The sequence below is a fragment of the Geodermatophilus obscurus DSM 43160 genome, from assembly GCF_000025345.1.
Lineage (GTDB): Bacteria > Actinomycetota > Actinomycetes > Mycobacteriales > Geodermatophilaceae > Geodermatophilus > Geodermatophilus obscurus.
Window position 1 is genome coordinate 4210489 of sequence record NC_013757.1, and the last position, 18958, is coordinate 4229446.

Below are 18958 nucleotides of genomic sequence, written 5' to 3' on the forward strand. Positions count from 1 at the left end.
TGCAGGGGGCCGGGTCTCAGAGCGCGTCGGCCCCGCGCTCGCCGGTGCGGACGCGCACGATCTCGTCGATCGTGGTCACCCACACCTTCCCGTCACCGATCTGGCCGGTGGAGGCGGCCTCGACGATGGCGTCGACGACGCGGGCGGCCTCGATCTCGCCGACCACGACCTCGATGCGGACCTTCGGCACGAAGTCCACCTGGTACTCCGCCCCGCGGTAGACCTCGGTGTGGCCCCGCTGACGGCCGAAGCCCTGGACCTCGCTGACGGTGAGCCCGGCGATGCCGATCAGCTCGAGGGCGTTCTTGACGTCGTCGAGCTTGAACGGCTTGACGATGGCGGTGACGAGCTTCACGCCCGGCTCCCTTCGGTGACGTTGGTGTTGCGGGCCTCCGCGTGGGCCTGGACACCTAGTGTCGCGGCACCGCGCCCGCTGCCGCCGCCGAGGGAGTCGAGGTCGTAGCCCGTCTCGGCGTGCACGACCGAGTCGATGCCGGTGACCTCCTGCTCCTCGGTGACCCGGAAACGCATGGTCTTGGCGATGACGACGCCGATCACCAGGGTGAGGACGAAGGAGTAGGCCAGCACCGCACCGGCACCCACCGCCTGCCGCCACAGCTGGTCGACACCGCCGCCGTAGAGGAGACCGTCGACGCCGGCGGTAGTGGACGCGGAGGCGAACAGGCCCACCGCCAGGGTGCCCCAGATGCCGCCGACGAGGTGCACCCCGACGACGTCCAGCGAGTCGTCGTAGCCGAGGCGGTACTTCAGGCCGACGGCCAGGGCGCAGACGATGCCGGCGACGAGCCCGACGAGGATCGCGCCGACCGGGGTCACCGAGGAACACGCCGGGGTGATCGCGACCAGGCCGGCGACGACGCCGGAAGCCGCGCCCAGCGAGGTGGCGTGGCCGTCGCGCAGCTTCTCGATCAGCAGCCAGCCGAGGGTGGCGGCGCCGGTGGCGACCAGCGTGGTCACGAAGACCTCGGCGGCCTGCCCGTTGGCGGCGAGCGCCGAGCCGGCGTTGAAGCCGAACCAGCCGAACCACAGGATGCCGGCGCCGATCATCACCAGCGGCAGGTTGTGCGGCCGCATCGGGTCACGGCCGAAGCCGCGCCGCTTGCCCAGCACCAGGGCCAGCGCGAGGCCCGCCGCACCGGCGTTGATGTGCACCGCGGTGCCGCCGGCGAAGTCGATGGCCAGCAGGTCGTTGGCGATCCAGCCGCCGGTCTCGGACTCCGCGCCGTCGAAGGCGAAGACCCAGTGCGCGACCGGGAAGTAGACCAGCGTCGCCCAGACGCCGGCGAAGACCATCCACGGGCCGAAGCGGGCCCGGTCGGCGATGGCGCCGGAGATCAGCGCGACGGTGAGGATGGCGAACATCGCCTGGAAGGCGACGAAGGCCATCGAGGGCACCGTGAAGACGAGGCTCTCGGGCTGGAAGCCGCCGTCCAGGCCGCTGGTGCCCAGCAGCGGGGAGAGCCCGGCGAACTCCAGCGGGTCCCCCAGCAGGCCGCCGCCGATGTCGTCGCCGAAGGCCATCGAGTAGCCGTAGAGCACCCATAGCACGCTGATCAGGGCGAGCGCGCCGAAGCTCATCATCATCATGTTGAGGACGCTCTTCGCGCGGACCATGCCGCCGTAGAAGAGCGCCAGTCCGGGGGTCATGAACAGCACCAGGGCGGCGCTGGCCAGGACCCATGCGGTGTCGCCGGTGTCCACGGCAACCTCCTGACGGATCGGTGTGGCCGGCGTCGGACGCAGGCCACGGGGGCGGGGCCGGGACGTCGGGGACGCCCGGGCCGGGGGCTGAGCGGCGCCTCTCCGCGGAGGGGCGACGTGGCGTTCACCGTGCCGTCGGCACGTTTCGGCGACCGGCGCGCCACTGTTTCCGGGCGGTGAACTCCCACCCGCGTGTCCGGCTCATCTGTTCCGGCCGTGTTGCGCCGCGGCTCCCAGGGGCCCGTTGCGCCTTGTTGCAAGGAGTGTGCAACTGCGAGAGGACTGCAATAAGGTCGGCCGGAGTCGTCCGCCGCACCAGGCAGGGCAGCCCTCCCGAGGAGGCAGCGTGCACGTTCCCGACGGGTTCCTCGACGCCCCGACGTCGGTCGCCACGGCGGCCGTGGCCGCCGGCGGCGTGGCCCTGGCGCTGCGCGGCGCCCGGCGCGAGCTCGACGAGCGCACCGCTCCCCTGGCCGGCCTCAGCGCCGCCTTCGTCTTCGCCGTGCAGATGGTCAACTTCCCGGTCGGCGCGGGCACCAGCGGGCACCTGATGGGTGGCGTGCTCGCCGCCGTCCTGGTCGGCCCGTGGACGGCGGTGCTCTGCATGACCGTCGTGCTCATGGTGCAGGCCCTGTTGTTCGCCGACGGCGGGCTGACGGCACTCGGCACCAACGTGACCCTGCTCGGCCTGGTCGCGATCGCGGTGGGCTGGGCGGTGTTCCGGCTGCTGGCGGCGGTGCTGCCGACGACGCGCGCCGGCGTGCTGGCCGCGGCCGGCACGGCGGCCTTCGTCTCGGTGCCGGTGGCGGCGCTGGCCTTCGTCGGGCTGTTCGCGGTCGGCGGGGTCGCCGACGTGGCGGTGGGCACGGTGGCCGCGGCCATGGGCGGTGTGCACGTGCTCATCGGGCTCGGCGAGGCGGCCATCACCGTTGCGGTGGTCGGTGCGGTCCTCGCCGTCCGGCCCGACCTGGTCCACGGCGCCCGGGCGCTGCGCCGGGCGACGGTGCTGGCCGAGCGGCCCACCTCGGTGCCGGCGGGAGCCCGGTGAGCGGCTCTGCGCACGTGCCGGCTCCGCCGGCCGGGAGCGAGCCGGTGAGCACGGTGAGGCGCGGCCGCGGCCTCTGGGTCGTCGGCCTGGCCGTTGCCCTCGTCGTGGCCGGGGTCGTCAGCTGGTACGCCAGCGCCTCCCCCGACGGGCTGGAGTGGGCCGCCGAGCAGGCCGGCTTCCTCGACACCGCCGAGGACAGCGCGGCTGCGGCCTCGCCGCTGGCCGACTACGGCGTCTCCGGCGTCGGCTCCGAACGGCTGTCCGGCGGGCTGGCCGGCGTCGTCGGCGTCCTGGTGACCCTGCTGCTCGCCGGTGGCCTCGCGCTGCTGCTGCGCCGCCGCGGCCGGGGCGCCGCGACCGCGGAGGACTGACGTGGCGGCGGTGCACGGCGGCGTCCTGGGTGCCGCCTACCTCGCCGGGGATAGCCCGGTGCACCGGCTGGGGCCACACGCGAAGCTCGTCGCCGTCCTCGGCTTCGCGCTGGTCGTCGTCGCGACCCCCGTGCACGCCACCTGGTCGTGGGCGGCCTACGGCGGGTACCTGGCGCTGGTGCTCCTCGCCGCGGCCGTGGCCGGCGTCGGGCCGGGCCGGCTGGCCCGCGGGCTCGCCATCGAGGTCCCGTTCGTGCTGTTCGCCCTGCTGCTGCCCTTCGTGGCGCAGGGGCCGCGGGTGGAGGTCGCCGGCATCGCGGTCTCCGAGAGCGGTCTGGCCGCCGCCGGCGGGCTGCTGGCCAAGGCGACGCTGTCGGTGCTCGCCGCCGTCGTCCTCTCCGCCACCACCGAGCCCCGGGCGCTGCTGGCCGGACTCGAGCGGCTGCGGCTGCCCTCGCTGCTCGTGCAGATCCTGATGTTCATGATCCGGTACGCCGACGTCGTCGGTGGCGAGCTGGCGCGGATGCGGGTGGCCCGCGAGTCCCGCGGGTTCGAGGGCCGCAACCTCGGCGCGCTGCGGGTGCTCGGCCCGGCCGCGGGGTCGCTGTTCGTCCGCTCCTACGAGCGCGGGGAGCGGGTGCACCTGGCGATGCTGTCGCGCGGCTACACCGGCCGGATGCCGGGCGGGCCGGTCGCGGTCGTGCCCGTGCAGGCGTGGCTGACCGCTCTCGTCCTCCCGCTGGGTGCGGCCGCCGTCCTGGTGTCCGGTCTGCTGCTCGGGTGACCAGCCCCGCCCCCTCCACCCAGGGCTCCTCCGGTCCGGAGCCCTCCCTGCGTGTCGCGGACCTCGCCTTCGCCTACCCCGACGGGCACCAGGCGCTCTACGGGGTCGACTTGCGCGTCGAGCGCGGCGAGCGGGTGGCGCTGCTCGGGCCCAACGGCGCCGGCAAGACCACGCTGGTGCTGCACCTCAACGGCATCCTGACCGGCGGGCGCGGCAGCGTGCACGTGGCCGGCCTGCCGGTCGACCGGCGCAACCTGCAGGAGGTCCGGCGGCGGGTCGGCATCGTGTTCCAGGACCCCGACGACCAGCTGTTCATGCCCACGGTCGGCGAGGACGTCGCCTTCGGCCCGCGCAACCTCGGTCTGCCCGAGGACGAGGTGCAGTCCCGGGTGACCGCCGCGCTGGCACAGGTCGGGATGACCGGGGTGGCGGACCGGCCCCCGCACCACCTCTCCTTCGGCCAGCGCCGGCGGGTCGCCGTGGCCACGGTGCTGGCCATGCACCCCGAGGTGCTGGTGCTCGACGAGCCGTCGTCCAACCTCGACCCGGCCGGGCGGCGCGAGCTGGCCGAGGTCCTGGAGTCGCTGGCGGTGACGGTGCTGATGGTCACCCACGACCTCCCCTACGCCCTGCAGCTGTGCCCGCGCTCGGTGGTCCTCGACGGCGGGGTCGTGGTGGCCGACGGGCCGACCCGCGAGCTGCTCGCCGACCCGGACCTGCTCGCCCGCCACCGGCTGGAGCTGCCCTACGGTTTCGACCCGCGCACCGTGCCCTGACCTCGACCGGGCCCCCGCCGCCCGTGTGGATCACGGCGGCGGGGTAAGTGCCGCCGGTGATCAGGAGCCGTCCGGGGAGGAGACCAGCGCGGTGACCGCGGGACAGCAGCGTCCGGACGACGACGGGCAGGAGGGGCGCAGGGCGCCCGAGGACCTGCCGGCGCCCGACTTCGCGCGCGTCTTCGACGAGGCGCCGGCTCCGTTCCTGCTGCTGACCTCCGACCTGGTCATCGTGCACGCCAACCGGGCCCGGCTGGAGGCGACCGCCACCACCCTCGAGGAGACGGTGGGCCGGCACCTGTTCGACGTCTTCCCGATGAATCCCGACGACCCCGGCGCCGATGGCATCCGCAACCTCGGCGACTCGCTGGCCCATGCCCGCGACACCGGCCGGCCGGTCACCATGGCGATCCAGAGGTACGACATCCCGCTCCCGGACGGCACCTGGGTCGAGCGCTTCTGGAGCCCGCGCAACGTGCCGATCCTCGACGACGAGGGTCGCGTGGTCCTGCTGCTGCACCGCTCCGACGACATCACCGACTACGTCCGCGGCCGCGAGGAGGCCCGGCAGGAGGCCGTCCGCGGGCAGCACCGGGTCGAGCGGGTGGAGGCCGACCTGTTCGCCCGGACCCGCGAGCTGGAGCGCCTCAACGCCGAGTTGCGCGAGAGCAGCGCGCGCGAGCGCCGCACCGCGAGCTCGCTGGCCGGGCTGGCGGCCACCGTCTCCGCCCTCGCCGCCGCCGAGACCACCGCCGAGCTGCTCGAGCTGCTGTTCGAGCACAGCCGCTCGGCGCTGCAGGCCGACGCCGCGGCGGTCGCCCTCGCCGGACCCCAGGGCCTCACGCTCACCGAGAGCCGGGACGGGCGGCTGGTGTCGGCCGACCTGGACCCCGACCTCCCGCTGCCGATGGCCGTGGCCGCCACCGGGCAGATCGTGCTCGTCCCCGACGCCGGCGAGCGGCCGGACACCGAGGAGTGGCAGCTGTGCCGGGCACTGGGCCTCCGCTCCTGGGCAGCCCTGCCGCTGCGCGCCGGCGGCCGGCTGCTCGGGTCCTGGACGATCGGCTGGGCGGCGGCCCGGGCCTTCGAGGACCACGACGTGCGGGTGCTGGAGGCCTACGCCGCGCAGTGCGCCCAGGCCGTGGACCGGGTCGTGCGGCTGGAAGCCGAGCGGCGGCGGGCCAGCGAGACGCGCAGCCTGGCCGAGACGCTGCAGCGTTCCATGCTCACCGACCCGCCGGAGGCCGACAGCCTGCGCATCGCCGTCCGCTACCGGCCTGCAGCGCGTGAGGCCCAGGTCGGCGGGGACTGGTACGACGCCTTCCTCTCTCCCGACGGCGCCACCACGCTGGTGGTCGGCGACGTCACCGGGCACGACCAGGTCGCCGCGGCGGTGATGGGCCAGCTGCGCAACGTGCTGCGCGGTGTCGTGCACGCCCTCGATGCGCCCCCGGCCCGTGCGCTGTCGGCCCTCGACCGGGCGCTGCACGACCTGGGGATGACCACGCTGGTCACCGCGCTGCTCGCCCGCGTCGAGCAGACGCCGGAGCAGGCCGCCGCGCAGGAGCGGACGCTGCGCTGGTCCAGCGCCGGCCACCTGCCCCCGCTGCTGCTCGCGGCCGACGGCTCGGCGCGGCTGCTCGAACGCAAGCCCGAGCTGCTCCTGGGGGTGGACCCGGCTGTGGAGCGCACCGACGCCACGGTGACGCTGCACCCCGGCGACACCGTCGTCCTCTACACCGACGGCCTCGTCGAGCGCCGGGACGCCACCCTCGACCAGGGCCTCGTCCGACTGGTCGAGGCGGGCACCGAGCTGGCCGGTCTGCCGGTCCAGGAGCTCAGCGACGGGCTGCTGGCCCGGATGGACCCCGAGTACGCCGACGACGTCGCGCTGGTCGCGCTGCACGTCAGCCGGGCAGGTCCGCCGGCCCGGTGACGGACGGGAGCAGCTCCGCTGCAGGGTCCCGCCGCCAGCCTGGTGACGTACTGGAAGGGGGTCCTCCTTCAGTCGGCTCCGCCGACGAGCGCCTCGGCGAACGCCTCGGGCTCGAAGGGCGCCAGGTCGTCGGCGCCCTCCCCCAGCCCGACGAGCTTGACCGGGATGCCGAGCTCGCGCTGCACGGCGACGACGATGCCGCCCTTGGCGGTGCCGTCGAGCTTGGTGAGGACGACGCCGGTGACGGTCACCGCCTCGGTGAACACCCGGGCCTGGACGACGCCGTTCTGGCCGGTCGTCGCGTCGAGGACCAGCAGCACCTCGGTCACCGGCGCCACCTTCTCGACGACCCGCCTGATCTTGCCGAGCTCGTCCATCAGGCCGCCCTTGGTGTGCAGCCGGCCGGCGGTGTCGATCACCACGGTGTCGACCTCGCCCTCGATCCCGGTGCGCGCCGCGTCGAAGGCGACCGACGCCGGGTCGGCCCCCTCCCGGCCGCGCACGGTGAGGACGCCGACCCGCTCGCCCCACGTCTCCAGCTGGTCGGCCGCGGCGGCGCGGAAGGTGTCGGCGGCCCCCAGGACGACGCTCTTGCCGTCGCCGACCAGGACGCGGGCGATCTTGCCGACCGTCGTGGTCTTGCCGGCGCCGTTGACGCCGACGACCAGGGCGATCCCCGGCCGGCCGTCGTGCCGGTCCACGCCCAGCGAGCGGTCGAGGTCGGGGCCGAGGACGGCGGTGAGCTCCCGGACCAGCAGCCGGCGCAGCTCCGGGCCGGACGCGGTGGCCAGCACCATCGACTGGGTGCGCAGCCGGTCGACGATCTGCTGGGTGGCGGCCACGCCGACGTCGGCCGCGAGCAGGGTCTCCTCGACCTCCTCCCAGTCGTCCTCGGTGAGCCGCTCGCGGGCGAGGACGGTGAGCAGGCCGCGGCCCAGGTTCGACTGCGAGCGGGCCAGCCGCGACCGCAGCCGCACCAGCCGGCCGGCCGAGGGCGGCGGGGTCTCGAAGACCAGGCCGGGCTCGGGCTCGGCCGGGGGGAGCACGACGTCCGGCGGGGCCTCGGGCGAGACGGCGTCCGGCTCGGCCGTCGTCCCCATCCCGCTGGCCGTCGCCCCCGACGGCCGCGGCGGCGCCTCCGTCGGTGTGGGCGGGCGCGGCCGGGTGAGCGTGGTGCCGGTGGCGGCGTCGTCGTCCAGCCGGGTGGTCCGCCGGCCGCGACCGACGAGCAGGCTGACCCCGAGGATCAGCCCGACGAGCAGGATCGCGATCGCGATCAGCACGAACTCCATGGCCCGCAGTCTCCCAGCCCCCGCAGCGCAGGTCCGTGCGGAACCCGCGCGGGTGGGCCACCCTGGGCGGCATGCCGCTGCCCGGCCGGGAGAACCCGGTCCTCCTCCTCGGTCCCCTGTTGCGGCACGTCGACCCGGTGTCGGCCACCGTGTGGGTGGAGACCGACCGGCCGTGCGAGGTGGAGGTGCTCGGCCGCCGCGCCCGCACCTTCGGCGTGAGCGGCCACCACTACGCCCTGGTCGTCGTCGAGGGGCTGGAGCCGGGCAGCGCCACGCCCTACGAGGTGCGTCTGGACGGCGAGCAGGTGTGGCCGGAGGCCTCGTCGGCGTACCCGCGCAGCCGGATCCGGACGCCGGGCCGGCCCGGGCCGTTCACCATCGCCTTCGGCTCCTGCCGCTATGCCACCCCGAGCACCGTCGACGCCGACGAGGGCATCCCGCCCGACGCGCTGGACACCTACGCCGCGCGGCTGACCGGTCAGCCCGAGGACACCTGGCCCGACGCGCTGGTGCTGCTCGGCGACCAGGTCTACGCCGACGAGCTCACCCGCGCGACCCGCCAGTGGCTCTCCCTGCGCCGGCAGCAACCGACCCCGCGGGACGCCCAGGTCGACGACTTCGAGGAGTACACCCGGCTCTACGCCGAGTCCTGGAGCGATCCCCAGGTGCGCTGGCTGCTGTCGACCGTGCCGTCGTCGATGATCTTCGACGACCACGAGATGATCGACGACTGGAACACCTCCGCCGCCTGGCGCCGGAAGGTGACCGGGCAGGACTGGTGGACCCGCCGGATCTGCGGGGGCCTGGTCAGCTACTGGGTCTACCAGCACCTGGGCAACCTCAGCCCGCAGGAGCTGGCCGACAACGAGACCTGGCAGGCGGTGCAGGAGCACCGGGACGACGCCGAGCCGGTGCTGCAGGCCATGGCCGAGGCCGCCGACCGCGACCCCCGCTCGGTCCGCTGGAGCTACGTGCGGCACTGGGGCGAGGCGCGGATGATCATGGTCGACAGCCGGGCCGGCCGGGTGCTGGAGGAGTCGACCCGCGGGATGCTCGACGAGGACGAGTTCGCCTGGGTGGAGGCGGCGATGCGCCGCGCCGTCGACGAGGGGGTCGAGCACCTGGTGCTGGGCACCTCGCTGCCCTGGCTGCTGCCGCACGCCATCCACCAGGTGGAGCGGTGGAACGAGACGCTCGTCCGGCGGCACCTGGGCCGCCCCCTGGGCTGGGTCTCCGAACAGCTCCGGCAGGCCGCCGACCTGGAGCACTGGGCCGCGTTCGGCGACTCCTTCGAGCGGCTGGGCCGCGCCCTGGTCGGGCTGGCCCGGGGCGAGCAGGGCCGGGCGCCGGCGACCGCGCTGGTGCTCTCCGGCGACGTCCACCACGCCTACGCCGCCGAGCTGGTGCAGCCCGACGGCCTGAGCACCCGGGTGCACCAGCTGACCGTGTCCCCGCTGCACAACCAGGCGCCGCACCCGATCCGCGTGGGCTTCCGCATCGGCTGGAGCCGCTGGGCCCGCCGGCTCACCACGGGGATGTCCCGCCTGGCCCGGGTCCGCCCCTCCGAGCTGGACTGGGCCAAGCAGGCCGGGCCGTACTTCGGCAACCAGCTCGGCGAGCTGGTGCTGCACGACCGCGACGCCTCGTTCCGGCTGTTCGTCAGCGACCGGGACGACGGGGGCCAGGGGCGGCTGCGGCTGGTCGCCGACCTGCCGCTGTCGAACCCGGTCCCGGCGGAGGTGACAGGCTGACGCAGGTGAGCGGGCTCGCGAGCCCACCATGGGCACAGCAGCGCCCGCGAACGGAGCCGACGAGCGCCAGCGAGGAGGATTCGTGAGCGACCCCCTGGGCACGAGGCCCGCTCCCGGCCCCGACCAGCCGCCGGTCCCGGTCCGGCTGGTCACCTTCAACACCCACCACGGCGTCGGCGACGACGGCCGCCACGACCTCCCCCGGCTGGCCACGGTGCTCGCGGCCGCGGACGCCGACCTCATCTGCCTGCAGGAGGTGGACCGGCACTTCGGCGGGCGCAGCGAGGACGTCGACCAGGCCCTGCTGCTGTCCCGGGCGCTGGACATGCAACTGGCCTGGGGGCCGGCGATCGACGAGCCGCGCCGGGACGAGGGGCTGCGCCGCCAGTACGGCAACGCGCTGCTGTCCCGGCTGCCCGTCCTGATCAGCGACGTCCACCCGCTGCCCGGCAGCGGCGAGCCGCGCAGCGCATTGCGGACCATGGTCGAGCTCGACGGCGCCGCGCTGTGGGTGACGACCACCCACCTCTCCACCTGCTCGCCGGAGGAGCGCGCCGAGCAGATCGCCGCGATCGCGCAGCTGCACACCGAGCCGATGGAGACCGGCGTCCTCGTCGGGGACTTCAACGCCGACCCGCGGGCCCCCGAGCTCGCCCGGCTGACCGGTCGCTTCACCGACGCCTGGGAGCTGGCCCCCGACCGCGAGGACCGGGCCGGCTGGCGGTTCTGGCAGGCCCGGCGCGGCGGGACGCACCCGGCCCGGCGTCCGCACCGGCGGATCGACCAGGTGTGGGTCTCCCCCGGCGTCGGCGTGAGCCGGGCGCACGTGCTGGACGGCGCCGGCGCCTCCGACCACCTGCCGCTGGTCGTCGACCTCGAGGTGCGCTCCGGGGTCTAGCGGAGGACGCGCTCCATCCGCTCCTCGCCGGTGCCCGGATCGCTGGGCAGGGGCTGCCGCTCGTCCGTGCCGGTGAAGCCGAGGCGCTCGTAGAACCGGCGCGCCCGGTCGTTGCCGTCGGCCACCCAGAGGCTCACCGTCCGTGCGCCGTCCGCGGCGGCCCAGCGGCACATCTCCCCGGCCAGCGCGGTCGCCGCCCCCGTGCCCCTCGCCTCGGCTGCCACCCACATCGACACGAGGTGGCGGACGCCGGGCTCGTCGTCCGTGCCGTAGCCGGCGACCATGCCGACGAGGACGCCGTCCACGTAGGCCAGCCACCACGGACCACCGGCGATCCGGGCACGCCACTCGTCCTCGCCGAAGGCCACCTCGCGGGCGTGGGTGGAGGCGAATGCCGACGGTGCATCGAGCAGCGCGCGCAGCCGGACGTCGCGGAGCACCGCCCACTCCCCCGGGGCGACCCGTCGGACCTTGATCACCGGGCGCCCCCGAGTTCGGCGAGCACCCCGCAGTGGTCCGACGGCCACACGCCGTCGACGGGCCGGTCGCCGACGAGCCGGACGCCGCGCACGTGTCCGCGCCCTCCGGCGGTGGGCGGTCCGACCAGCACGTAGTCGATCCGCGCGCTCGGCTCGAAGGTCGCCGCCACGTGCGGGTTGCGCCGGTCCCAGGTCCAGCCGGCCTCATCCGGACCGGCGTAGCGCCAGGCGTCGACGAGCACGGTGCCCGGCACGACCGGTGCGGTCTTGTGCCCGCACAGCCGCCGGATCTCGTCGGAGTCCGGCTCGGCGTTCAGATCACCGGTGACCACCGGCGGGTGCGCCGTGCCCGCGCGGGCCGCGACGAAACGCACGACCTCCTCCACCTGGGCGCAGCGCGTGGCCGAGCGGTCGGGAGCGGAGTCCAGCTGCGTGGTGAACACGTCAACCGTCCCTCCCGGGGCGGCGATCTCCGCGTGCAGGACGGTCCGCTCCCCGTCCTCCCCAGGGTGTGCCGGCAGCTCGTGGACGGCGCTGCGGGTGATCGGCCAGCGGCTGAGGACGGCGTTGGCGAAGCCGATGGCCGGATCCCCGAGGCGGCGCTGCCAGCGCCCCGGCGCCGGGCTCGGGGCGACGACCGCGTGCATGCCCAACCGCCCGGCGAGCAGCTCGGCCTGGTCGCCCTCGGGGCCGATCCAGACCTCCTGCAGCGCGCAGACGTCGGGCCGCGCGGCCGCCAGCTCCGCTTCGATCGCCGTCTGCCGGTCCTGCCAGGCGCCGAAGCGCCACCACAGGTTCCAGGTGAGCACCCGCAGCCCGTCCGCGTCGGCCATCAGGCGCTCTCGGCCTCCCGGAGACGCTGGCTGATGACGCCGGTGATGCCGTCGCCGCGCATGCTGACGCCGTAGAGCGCGTCGGCGATCTCCATCGTCCGCTTCTGGTGCGTGATGACGATCAGCTGCGAGGTCGCGCGGAGCTGCTCGACGAGGGTGAGCAGCCGGCCGAGGTTGACGTCGTCGAGCGCGGCCTCGACCTCGTCGAGCACGTAGAACGGCGAGGGCCGGGCCCGGAAGATCGCCACGAGCAGCGCGACGGCGGTCAGCGACCGCTCGCCGCCGGACAGCAGCGAGAGCCGCTTGACCTTCTTGCCGGGCGGCCTGGCCTCGACCTCGACGCCGGTGCTGAGCATGTCCTCGGGGTCGGTGAGGTGCAGCCGGCCGTGCCCGCCCGGGAAGAGGACGGCGAAGACCTGCTCGAACTCCCGCTGCACGTCGGCGAAGGCCGAGGCGAAGACGTCGTGGATGCGCCCGTCGACCTCGCGGACGACGGTGAGCAGGTCGCGGCGGGTGGCCTTGAGGTCCTCGAGCTGCGTGGCCAGGAAGCCGTGCCGCTCCTCCAGCGCCGCGAACTCCTCCAGCGCCAGCGGGTTGACCTTGCCCAGCGTGGCCAGGTCTCGCTCGGCCCTGGCGGCGCGGCGTTCCTGGGCGGCACGGTCGTAGGGCACCGGGGCCGGCTCGGGGTCCCCCGCGGCCTGCGCGGCGGCGACCTGCGCCGGGGTGGGCGGCACCGGGGCGGCGGGCCCGTACTCGCCGAGCAGGGTGGGCAGGTCGACGCCGTACTCCTCGGCCGCCCGGCCCTCGAGTGCCTCGATGCGGTAGCGCTGCTCGGCGCGGGCCACCTCGTCGCGGTGCACCTCGTCGGTCAGCCGCTCCAGCTCGGCGGTGGCGGCGCGGACGGCGACGCGCACCTCGAGCAGCTCGGCCTCGCGGGCGGTGCGCACGCGGGCCAGCTCGTCCCGTTCCACGACGGCCCGGGCGAGGGACGACGCCAGCGCGGTGAGCGCCGCCTCCGCGCCGGACCGCACCCGGGCGGCGACCTGCGCGCCGCGCTCGCGGGCCACCCGGGCCGCAGCGGCGCGCTCACGGGCGGCGCGCTCCTGGCGGGCCTGCCGGCGCAGCGACTCGGCCCGCCCGGACAACGCCCGGACCCGCTCCTCGGCGGTGCGGACGGCCAGCCGCGCCTCGGTCTCGGTCTGCCGCGCCGCGGCCGCCTCGAGCCGCAGCCGGTCCCGCTCGGCGGGGTCGGGTTCCTCCTCGACCGGCGCGGCCTCGGCCTCGGCCAGACGCTGCTCCAGCGCGGTGAGCGCGGTCTGCGCCTGCTCGAGCGCCTGCTCGGCCCGGACCCGGGCGGCCGAGGAGCGCTCGGCCTCGGCGGCGGCGGAGCGGGCGGCGGCGCCGAGCTCGGCCAGCTGCGCGGCGACCGCGGAGCGGCTGCGGTCAGCGGTCTGGCGCGCGGCGAGGGCCTCGTCGACGTCGGCGGAGCGCGCGCGGGCGGTCTCGCGCGCGGTGGCCAGCCGGTCGGCGAGCTCGGCGGCGCGGGCGGCCGCGGCGGCCAGCTCCCGGCCGGCGTCGTCCACCCGGGCGCGGACCTCCAGGCCGGAGGGGGCGTTGGCCTGGCCGCCGGCCGACCAGTCGGAGCCGACCAGGTCGCCGTCCGCGGTCACCGCCCGCACGCGCGGGTGCGTGCCGACGAGGGTGACGGCGGCGTCCAGGCCGGGCACGACGGCGACCCGGTCCAGCGCGCGGTCCAGAGCCGGGTGCAGCTCCTCGGGGGCGTCGACGAGGTCGCGGGCCCAGCGCACGCCCTCGGGCAGCTCCGGCCAGCCCTCCCGGGGCAGCGCGGGCAGGCCGCCGGTGACGAGCAGCCCGGCCCGGCCGCCGTCGACGTCCTTGAGGTGTGCCAGCGCCGCGGCGGCCCCGGCGACGGAGTCGACGACGAGGGCGTCGGCCATGCCGGCCAGGGCGGCCGCCAGCGCGACCTCCCCACCGGGCGCGACGGTCACCCGGTCGGCGAACGGGCCCAGCACGCCGGGCAGGCCGGCGGCGAGCACGGCCGCGGCGCCGTCGGCCGGCGCCAGGCCCTGGGCGAGGGTGTCGCGCCGGGCCTGGCAAGAGGCGCGGTCGCGTTCGGCGGCGCGCTCCGCGGCGGCCAGCTCGGTGACCGCCCGGGCCGCCTCGGCGTGCGCGGCGACGGCGTCCTGGTGGGCGGTGACCAGCGCGACGTCGCCGTCCTCCTGCTCGGCCACCGCCTCCCGGCGCTCGGCCAGCCGCTCGGCGGCGACCTCGGCCCGGTCGGCGGCCTCGCCGGCGGCGAGCGCGAGCCGCTCGATCTCCGACTCCCCCGCGGCGACGCGCGAGCGGGCGGCGGCGACCTGGCCGGAGAGCCGGGCCAGGCCCTCCCGGCGGTCGGCCAGCGCGCGGGCGGCGGCCACCCAGGCGCGCTCGGCCTCGGCGAGGGCGGCCTCCAGCTCGCTGCGGATCGCGACGGCGGACGCCAGCCGGCCGCGCTCGGCCGCCAGCCCCGCGGCCAGCTGCTCCTCGGTGGCGGCGACCCGGTCGGCCTCGGCCTCGAGCTGGTCGGGGTCCCGGCCGGCGGCGGGCGCGGGCGGCGCGGCGGAGAGGTGACGGTGCCGCTCGGCGGCCAGCTGCACGATGCCGCGGAAGCGCTCGATGAGGGCCGACAGCCGGTACCAGGTGTCCTGGGCGGTGGCCAGCAGCGGGGCGTCGGCCGCGAGCTGCACCTCGAGTGCCGACTCGCGCGCCGACGTCCGCGCCAGCTCCGCCTCGACGACGGCACGTCGCTGCCGGGCGGCGGCCTCGTCGGCGACGTCCTCGTCCAGCGCGTCGCGCAGCTGCACGAGGTCGTCGGCGAGCAGCCGGAGCCGGGCGTCGCGCAGGTCGGCCTGCACGCCGGCCGCGCGGCGGGCGACCTCGGCCTGCCGGCCCAGCGGCTTGAGCTGGCGGCGCAGCTCGGCGGTGAGGTCGGCGAGCCGGTCGAGGTTGGCCTGCATCGCGTCGAGCTTGCGGAGCGCCTTCTCCTTGCGCTTGCGGTGCTTGAGGACACCGGCGGCCTCCTCGATGAAGGCGCGGCGGTCCTCCGGGCGGCCGGAGAGGACGGCGTCGAGCTGGCCCTGGCCGACGATGACGTGCATCTCGCGGCCGATGCCGGAGTCGCTGAGCAGCTCCTGGACGTCGAGCAGCCGGACCTTGTCCCCGTTGATCTCGTACTCGCTCTCCCCGGAGCGGTACATCCGACGGGTGATCGACACCTCGGTGTAGTCGATCGGCAGCGCGCCGTCGGAGTTGTCGATCGTGAGCGTCACCTCGGCCCGGCCGAGAGCCGGGCGGCCGGCCGTGCCGGCGAAGATGACGTCCTCCATCTTGCCGCCGCGCAGGCTCTTGGCCCCCTGCTCGCCCAGGACCCAGGCGATGGCGTCGACGACGTTCGACTTGCCGGACCCGTTGGGGCCGACGACAGCGGTGATCCCCGGCTCCAGGCGCAGGGTCGTCGCGGACGCGAAGGACTTGAAGCCCTTCAGCGTCAGGCTGGAGAGGTGCACGACGGCGAGTTACCTGCCCAGCGGTCGGCCCCTCTGCAGGGTCCCGCCGCGAGCCCGCGAGTGGCGGAGGGCAGAGGGGCCCTCTCTCAGGCGAGCGCGGGCTCGGCGTTGTCGCCGGCCAGGCTGAGCAGCTCGTGGGCGATGGCGGCGTCGCGCTGGGCGCGCAGCTCCTCCAGTTCCTGCTCCAGTCGGCGCACCCGGGCTCGCAGGACGGCGTTCTCCTCGACTACTCGGAGCTCCGCGGGGGCGACGACGTGACCGAACAGGGCCTTGGCCATGGCAACAACGGCCTTTCGACTGCGTGGAGGTGTGACCTGCGCCCCGTACGACGGTCGGCGCGGTCCGTGTGTTCCCAGGGTGACAGGCCCGGACACGCAGGTCAACGGGCACACTCCAACGTCCCCGTGTCGGGGAGGTGTCACGTTGGTCACGCCGTCGTGAAGCCAGAACTCCCCTGGACCGGCTCGTCCCGGACGTCGACCCGCGTCACCGCACCGGGCGCCTGATCGCCCTGCAGATCGACCAGGACGGCCCTCACCGCGGCGTCCGCCCCCTCCAGCACGACCTCGACGCGCCCGTCGGGCAGGTTCGTCGCCGACCCCGCCAGACCGGCCGCCGCGGCCCGTCCGCGGACGAACCAGCGGTAGCCGACGCCCTGCACCGAACCGGAGACCAGGGCCACGACCCGGCGCCGTCCGCCCTCCCCGCTCACCATCCCCGTGGTCCGATCCCGCGGAGCGCTCCGCTGCTCGCCCGTTCCCGTCCGCTCACGGTCGGCGGGCTCTCGGGCGCGGCTGGCACTGCGGGCAGCTGTAGCTGGAGCGGTTCATGAAGGACTCGCGCACGATCGGCGTCCCGCAGCGCGGGCACGGCCGGTCGGCCTGGCCGTAGACGGCTAGGTGCCGGGAGAAGTAGCCGCTCTGCCCGTTGACGTCGACGTAGAGCGAGTCGAAGGAGGTGCCGCCCTGCGCCAGGCTCTCGTGGAGGACGTCGCGCACGCCCTCCAGCAGCGCGCCGACCTGGGCCCGGGTGAGCCGGTCGGTCGGGCGGTTGCCGTGCAACCGGGCTCGCCACAGCGACTCGTCGGCGTAGATGTTGCCGACGCCGCCGATCAGCGTCTGGTCCAGCAACGCGCGCTTGACCTCCGTGCGCCGCCGACGCAACCGGGTGGAGAACTCGGCCTCGTCGAAGGCCGGGTCCAGTGGGTCGATCGCGATGTGCGCGACCCGGGGCGGCACGGTGTCGCCCTCGCCGGTGTCCTCCACCGCCAGCCCGCCGAACGTGCGCTGGTCGACGAAACGCAGTTCGCGACCGCCGTCGGTGAAGGTGAAGCGGGCGCGCAGGTGGGTCTCGTCGGGCTGGGTGGGCTTCTCGACCAGCAGCTGGCCGCTCATCCCGAGGTGGGCGACGAGCGCCTGGCCGGCCGGCGTGCCGTCGCCCTCGGCCAGCGGCAGCCACAGGTACTTGCCGCGGCGGTGGGCGGCGGTGAGGGTGCGCCCGGTCAGCGCGGCGACGAAGTGCTCGGCGCCCTCGAGGTGGCGGCGGACGGCGCGCGGGTGGTGGACCTCGACGGAGGCGACGGAGCGTCCGGCGACCCAGCGCTCCAGGCCGCGCCGGACCACCTCGACCTCGGGCAGCTCGGGCACGTCGGCTCAGCTCGCCCCGGATCCGGCCGCGACGGCCGCGCCGTCGGGGCCGGCGCCGTCGGAGAGGGCGTGCCAGGCGGCCTCGGCGGCCTCCTGCTCGGCGGCCTTCTTGGTGCGGCCGGCGCCGCGGCCGTACACCGTGCCGGCGAGGACGACGGCGGCGGTGAAGGTCTTGGCGTGGTCGGGGCCGGTGTCCTCGACCACGTAGGTCGGCGCACCGAGCCCCAGCCGGGCGCCGAGCTCCTGCAGGCTGGTCTTCCAGTCCAGGCCGGCGCCGCGGGTGGCGGCCTGGTCCAGCAGCGGGTCGAACAGCCGGTGCACGATCGCCGCGGCGGTGTCCAGGCCGAGCCCGACGTGCACGGCCCCGATGATCGCCTCCACGGCGTCGGCGAGGATCGAGTCCTTGTCCCGGCCGCCGGTGGTCTCCTCACCGCGGCCGAGCAGCAGGTGCGGCCCCAGGCCGCCGTCGCCGAGCCGGCGGGCGACGCCGGCCAGCGACGTCATGTTGACCACCGAGGCCCGCAGCTTGGCCAGCCGGCCCTCGGGGAGATCAGGGTGCCGCTGGTAGAGCTCGTCGGTGACGACCAGGCCGAGCACCGAGTCCCCGAGGAACTCCAGCCGCTCGTTGGTCGGCAGCCCGCCGTGCTCGTAGGCGTAGGAGCGGTGGGTCAGCGCCAACGCCAGCAGGCCGCCGGGCAGCTCGACACCCAGGGCGTCGAGGAGCCAGGCGGCCGCGCGGTCGGCGTGCGCGACACCGGCCGGGGAACGGCCGGCGGCCCCGCCCGCAGTGGGCTGGGTACCGGTGGCCGTCGTCCCCACGGCTGGTCCTGCCGGGGTCAGACCGAGAGGACCTGACGGCCCGCGTACTGCCCGCAGTTCGGGCAGGCCTGGTGCGGCGGCTTGGGCTGGCCGCAGGCGCGGTTCGGGCACGGCGTCAGGGTGGGCGCGGACGCCTTCCACTGCGAGCGCCGGGCGCGGGTGTTGGCGCGGGACATCTTCCGCTTCGGGACGGCCACGTCAGTTCTCCTCTGGGTTGTCCGCACCGGGGGTGCCCGGTGCGGAGGCGAAACGGTCGGGTTGCGAGGCACCGAAGCGGCGAGCCAGCCCGGCCCAGCGCGGGTCGAGCTGCTCGTGCGTGTGGTCGGCGGGCAGGTCGTCGAGGCGCTGCCCGCAGTCGACGCAGAGGCCGGCGCAGTCCTCGGTGCAGGTCGGCGCGAGCGGGAGGCCCAGGACGACGAGGTCGCGGACCATCGGCTCGAGGTCGATGTGGTCGCCCTCGACGCGGCGGACCTCGTCTTCCTCGCTGGTGGCCTCGGTGGTGCTGCCCGCGTAGGCGAACAGCTCCTGGACGTCGAGCTCGAGGGTGTCCTCGATCGGCTCCAGGCAGCGCGCGCACGAGCCCGTGACGGGGACGTCGACCTCGCCGCTGACCAGCACGCCCTCCATCGCCGACTCCAGCCGGAGCCGGAGCCGGACCTCGGCGCCCTCGGGGACGCCGATGAGCTCCACCCGCCAGTCAGCGGGCGCCGGCAGGGTGCGCTCCAGCTCCTGCATGGAGCCGGCGCGGCGGCCGAGCTCGCGCAGGTCCACGGACCAGGGGTTGGCGGCGGGACGCCGGGCGTCCGGGGACGCGGCGCCTGGGCGGGGCGGCTGTGCGGCAGGCATGTCGGTACTCGCGGTAGGCGTCGGGGAGGAGGCCGGCCGGGGTGCGGGGACCTCCGGCGGTCGGACCAGGTGCCCAGCCTACCCGATGCGCGCCGCGGCCCGTCCGGCCCGCAGGAGGCCCCTGCAGGACACCGCCCCGAGCGTGGTGACGGTCCGGACGGCCCCGCGTCAGTAGAAGGACCTCGCCCCTC

At 75.7% G+C, this 18958-nt stretch carries 19 protein-coding genes; 7 read left to right on the forward strand and 12 right to left on the reverse strand.

Annotated features, from left to right (window positions below):
• Positions 1 to 16: 16 nt before the first annotated feature.
• Positions 17 to 355, reverse strand: coding sequence for a P-II family nitrogen regulator (locus GOBS_RS19580; RefSeq protein WP_012950005.1), 339 nt, complete (start codon positions 353 to 355; stop codon positions 17 to 19).
• The gene (locus GOBS_RS19585) at positions 352 to 1722 is read right to left on the reverse strand and encodes an ammonium transporter (RefSeq protein WP_012950006.1); all 1371 of its coding nucleotides are present in this window, start codon (positions 1720 to 1722) and stop codon (positions 352 to 354) included. Before GOBS_RS19585 ends, GOBS_RS19580 begins: the two co-directional genes overlap by 4 nt.
• Positions 1723 to 2068: 346 nt before the next feature.
• Between GOBS_RS19585 and GOBS_RS19590 the strand changes: the two genes are divergently transcribed.
• From GOBS_RS19590 to GOBS_RS19605, 5 genes are all read left to right on the forward strand, one after another.
• Positions 2069 to 2770, forward strand: a complete 702-nt coding sequence (locus tag GOBS_RS19590) for an energy-coupling factor ABC transporter permease (protein WP_208104325.1) — start codon at positions 2069 to 2071, stop codon at positions 2768 to 2770.
• A gap of 44 nt (positions 2771 to 2814) precedes the next feature.
• Positions 2815 to 3141 carry a PDGLE domain-containing protein gene (locus GOBS_RS28310; RefSeq protein WP_208104326.1) on the forward strand — a complete coding sequence of 109 codons (327 nt, stop codon included), beginning with the start codon at positions 2815 to 2817 and terminating at the stop codon, positions 3139 to 3141.
• 1 nt (position 3142) lies between these two features.
• Positions 3143 to 3925, forward strand: coding sequence for a cobalt ECF transporter T component CbiQ (cbiQ, locus tag GOBS_RS19595; protein ID WP_012950007.1), 783 nt, complete (start codon positions 3143 to 3145; stop codon positions 3923 to 3925).
• Complete coding sequence (locus tag GOBS_RS19600) at positions 3922 to 4701, forward strand: energy-coupling factor ABC transporter ATP-binding protein (RefSeq protein ID WP_012950008.1); 780 nt, start codon at positions 3922 to 3924, stop codon at positions 4699 to 4701. Before cbiQ ends, GOBS_RS19600 begins: the two co-directional genes overlap by 4 nt.
• A gap of 91 nt (positions 4702 to 4792) precedes the next feature.
• Positions 4793 to 6637 carry a SpoIIE family protein phosphatase gene (locus tag GOBS_RS19605; protein ID WP_012950009.1) on the forward strand — a complete coding sequence of 615 codons (1845 nt, stop codon included), beginning with the start codon at positions 4793 to 4795 and terminating at the stop codon, positions 6635 to 6637.
• 68 nt (positions 6638 to 6705) lie between these two features.
• Here GOBS_RS19605 and ftsY read toward each other — a convergent pair whose 3' ends face one another.
• Positions 6706 to 7929, reverse strand: coding sequence for a signal recognition particle-docking protein FtsY (gene ftsY, locus GOBS_RS19610; protein WP_012950010.1), 1224 nt, complete (start codon positions 7927 to 7929; stop codon positions 6706 to 6708).
• 71 nt (positions 7930 to 8000) lie between these two features.
• Here ftsY and GOBS_RS19615 point away from each other — a divergent pair, with 71 nt between their 5' ends.
• Together GOBS_RS19615 and GOBS_RS19620 are read left to right on the forward strand one after the other, a co-directional pair.
• A complete protein-coding gene (locus tag GOBS_RS19615; RefSeq protein ID WP_012950011.1) occupies positions 8001 to 9680 on the forward strand; it encodes an alkaline phosphatase D family protein in 1680 nt (559 codons plus the stop codon).
• A gap of 82 nt (positions 9681 to 9762) precedes the next feature.
• Positions 9763 to 10578 carry an endonuclease/exonuclease/phosphatase family protein gene (locus GOBS_RS19620; protein ID WP_012950012.1) on the forward strand — a complete coding sequence of 272 codons (816 nt, stop codon included), beginning with the start codon at positions 9763 to 9765 and terminating at the stop codon, positions 10576 to 10578.
• Here the strand turns inward: GOBS_RS19620 and GOBS_RS19625 are convergent.
• The 9 genes from GOBS_RS19625 to GOBS_RS19665 form a co-directional block, all read right to left on the reverse strand.
• Positions 10575 to 11057, reverse strand: coding sequence for a GNAT family N-acetyltransferase (locus GOBS_RS19625; RefSeq protein WP_012950013.1), 483 nt, complete (start codon positions 11055 to 11057; stop codon positions 10575 to 10577). The genes GOBS_RS19620 and GOBS_RS19625 overlap by 4 nt on opposite strands.
• On the reverse strand, positions 11054 to 11890 hold the full coding sequence (locus GOBS_RS19630) for an endonuclease/exonuclease/phosphatase family protein (RefSeq protein ID WP_012950014.1): 837 nt from the start codon (positions 11888 to 11890) through the stop codon (positions 11054 to 11056). The genes GOBS_RS19625 and GOBS_RS19630 overlap by 4 nt, the downstream gene beginning before the upstream one ends.
• Positions 11890 to 15456 (reverse strand): chromosome segregation protein SMC, encoded by a 3567-nt coding sequence (gene smc / locus GOBS_RS19635; RefSeq protein WP_012950015.1) that lies wholly within the window; start codon positions 15454 to 15456, stop codon positions 11890 to 11892. Before smc ends, GOBS_RS19630 begins: the two co-directional genes overlap by 1 nt.
• An 86-nt stretch (positions 15457 to 15542) precedes the next feature.
• A complete protein-coding gene (locus GOBS_RS19640) occupies positions 15543 to 15734 on the reverse strand; it encodes a hypothetical protein (protein ID WP_012950016.1) in 192 nt (63 codons plus the stop codon).
• Positions 15735 to 15883: 149 nt separating this feature from the next.
• The gene (locus GOBS_RS19645; protein WP_012950017.1) at positions 15884 to 16171 is read right to left on the reverse strand and encodes an acylphosphatase; all 288 of its coding nucleotides are present in this window, start codon (positions 16169 to 16171) and stop codon (positions 15884 to 15886) included.
• A 52-nt stretch (positions 16172 to 16223) separates the two neighbouring features.
• Positions 16224 to 17102, reverse strand: a complete 879-nt coding sequence (mutM, locus tag GOBS_RS19650) for a bifunctional DNA-formamidopyrimidine glycosylase/DNA-(apurinic or apyrimidinic site) lyase (protein ID WP_012950018.1) — start codon at positions 17100 to 17102, stop codon at positions 16224 to 16226.
• A 6-nt stretch (positions 17103 to 17108) separates the two neighbouring features.
• Positions 17109 to 17921, reverse strand: coding sequence for a ribonuclease III (gene rnc / locus GOBS_RS19655; RefSeq protein ID WP_012950019.1), 813 nt, complete (start codon positions 17919 to 17921; stop codon positions 17109 to 17111).
• Between the two features lie 17 nt (positions 17922 to 17938).
• The gene (rpmF, locus tag GOBS_RS19660; protein WP_012950020.1) at positions 17939 to 18118 is read right to left on the reverse strand and encodes a 50S ribosomal protein L32; all 180 of its coding nucleotides are present in this window, start codon (positions 18116 to 18118) and stop codon (positions 17939 to 17941) included.
• A 1-nt stretch (position 18119) separates the two neighbouring features.
• Positions 18120 to 18767 (reverse strand): YceD family protein, encoded by a 648-nt coding sequence (locus GOBS_RS19665; RefSeq protein WP_012950021.1) that lies wholly within the window; start codon positions 18765 to 18767, stop codon positions 18120 to 18122.
• Positions 18768 to 18958: the final 191 nt, after the last annotated feature.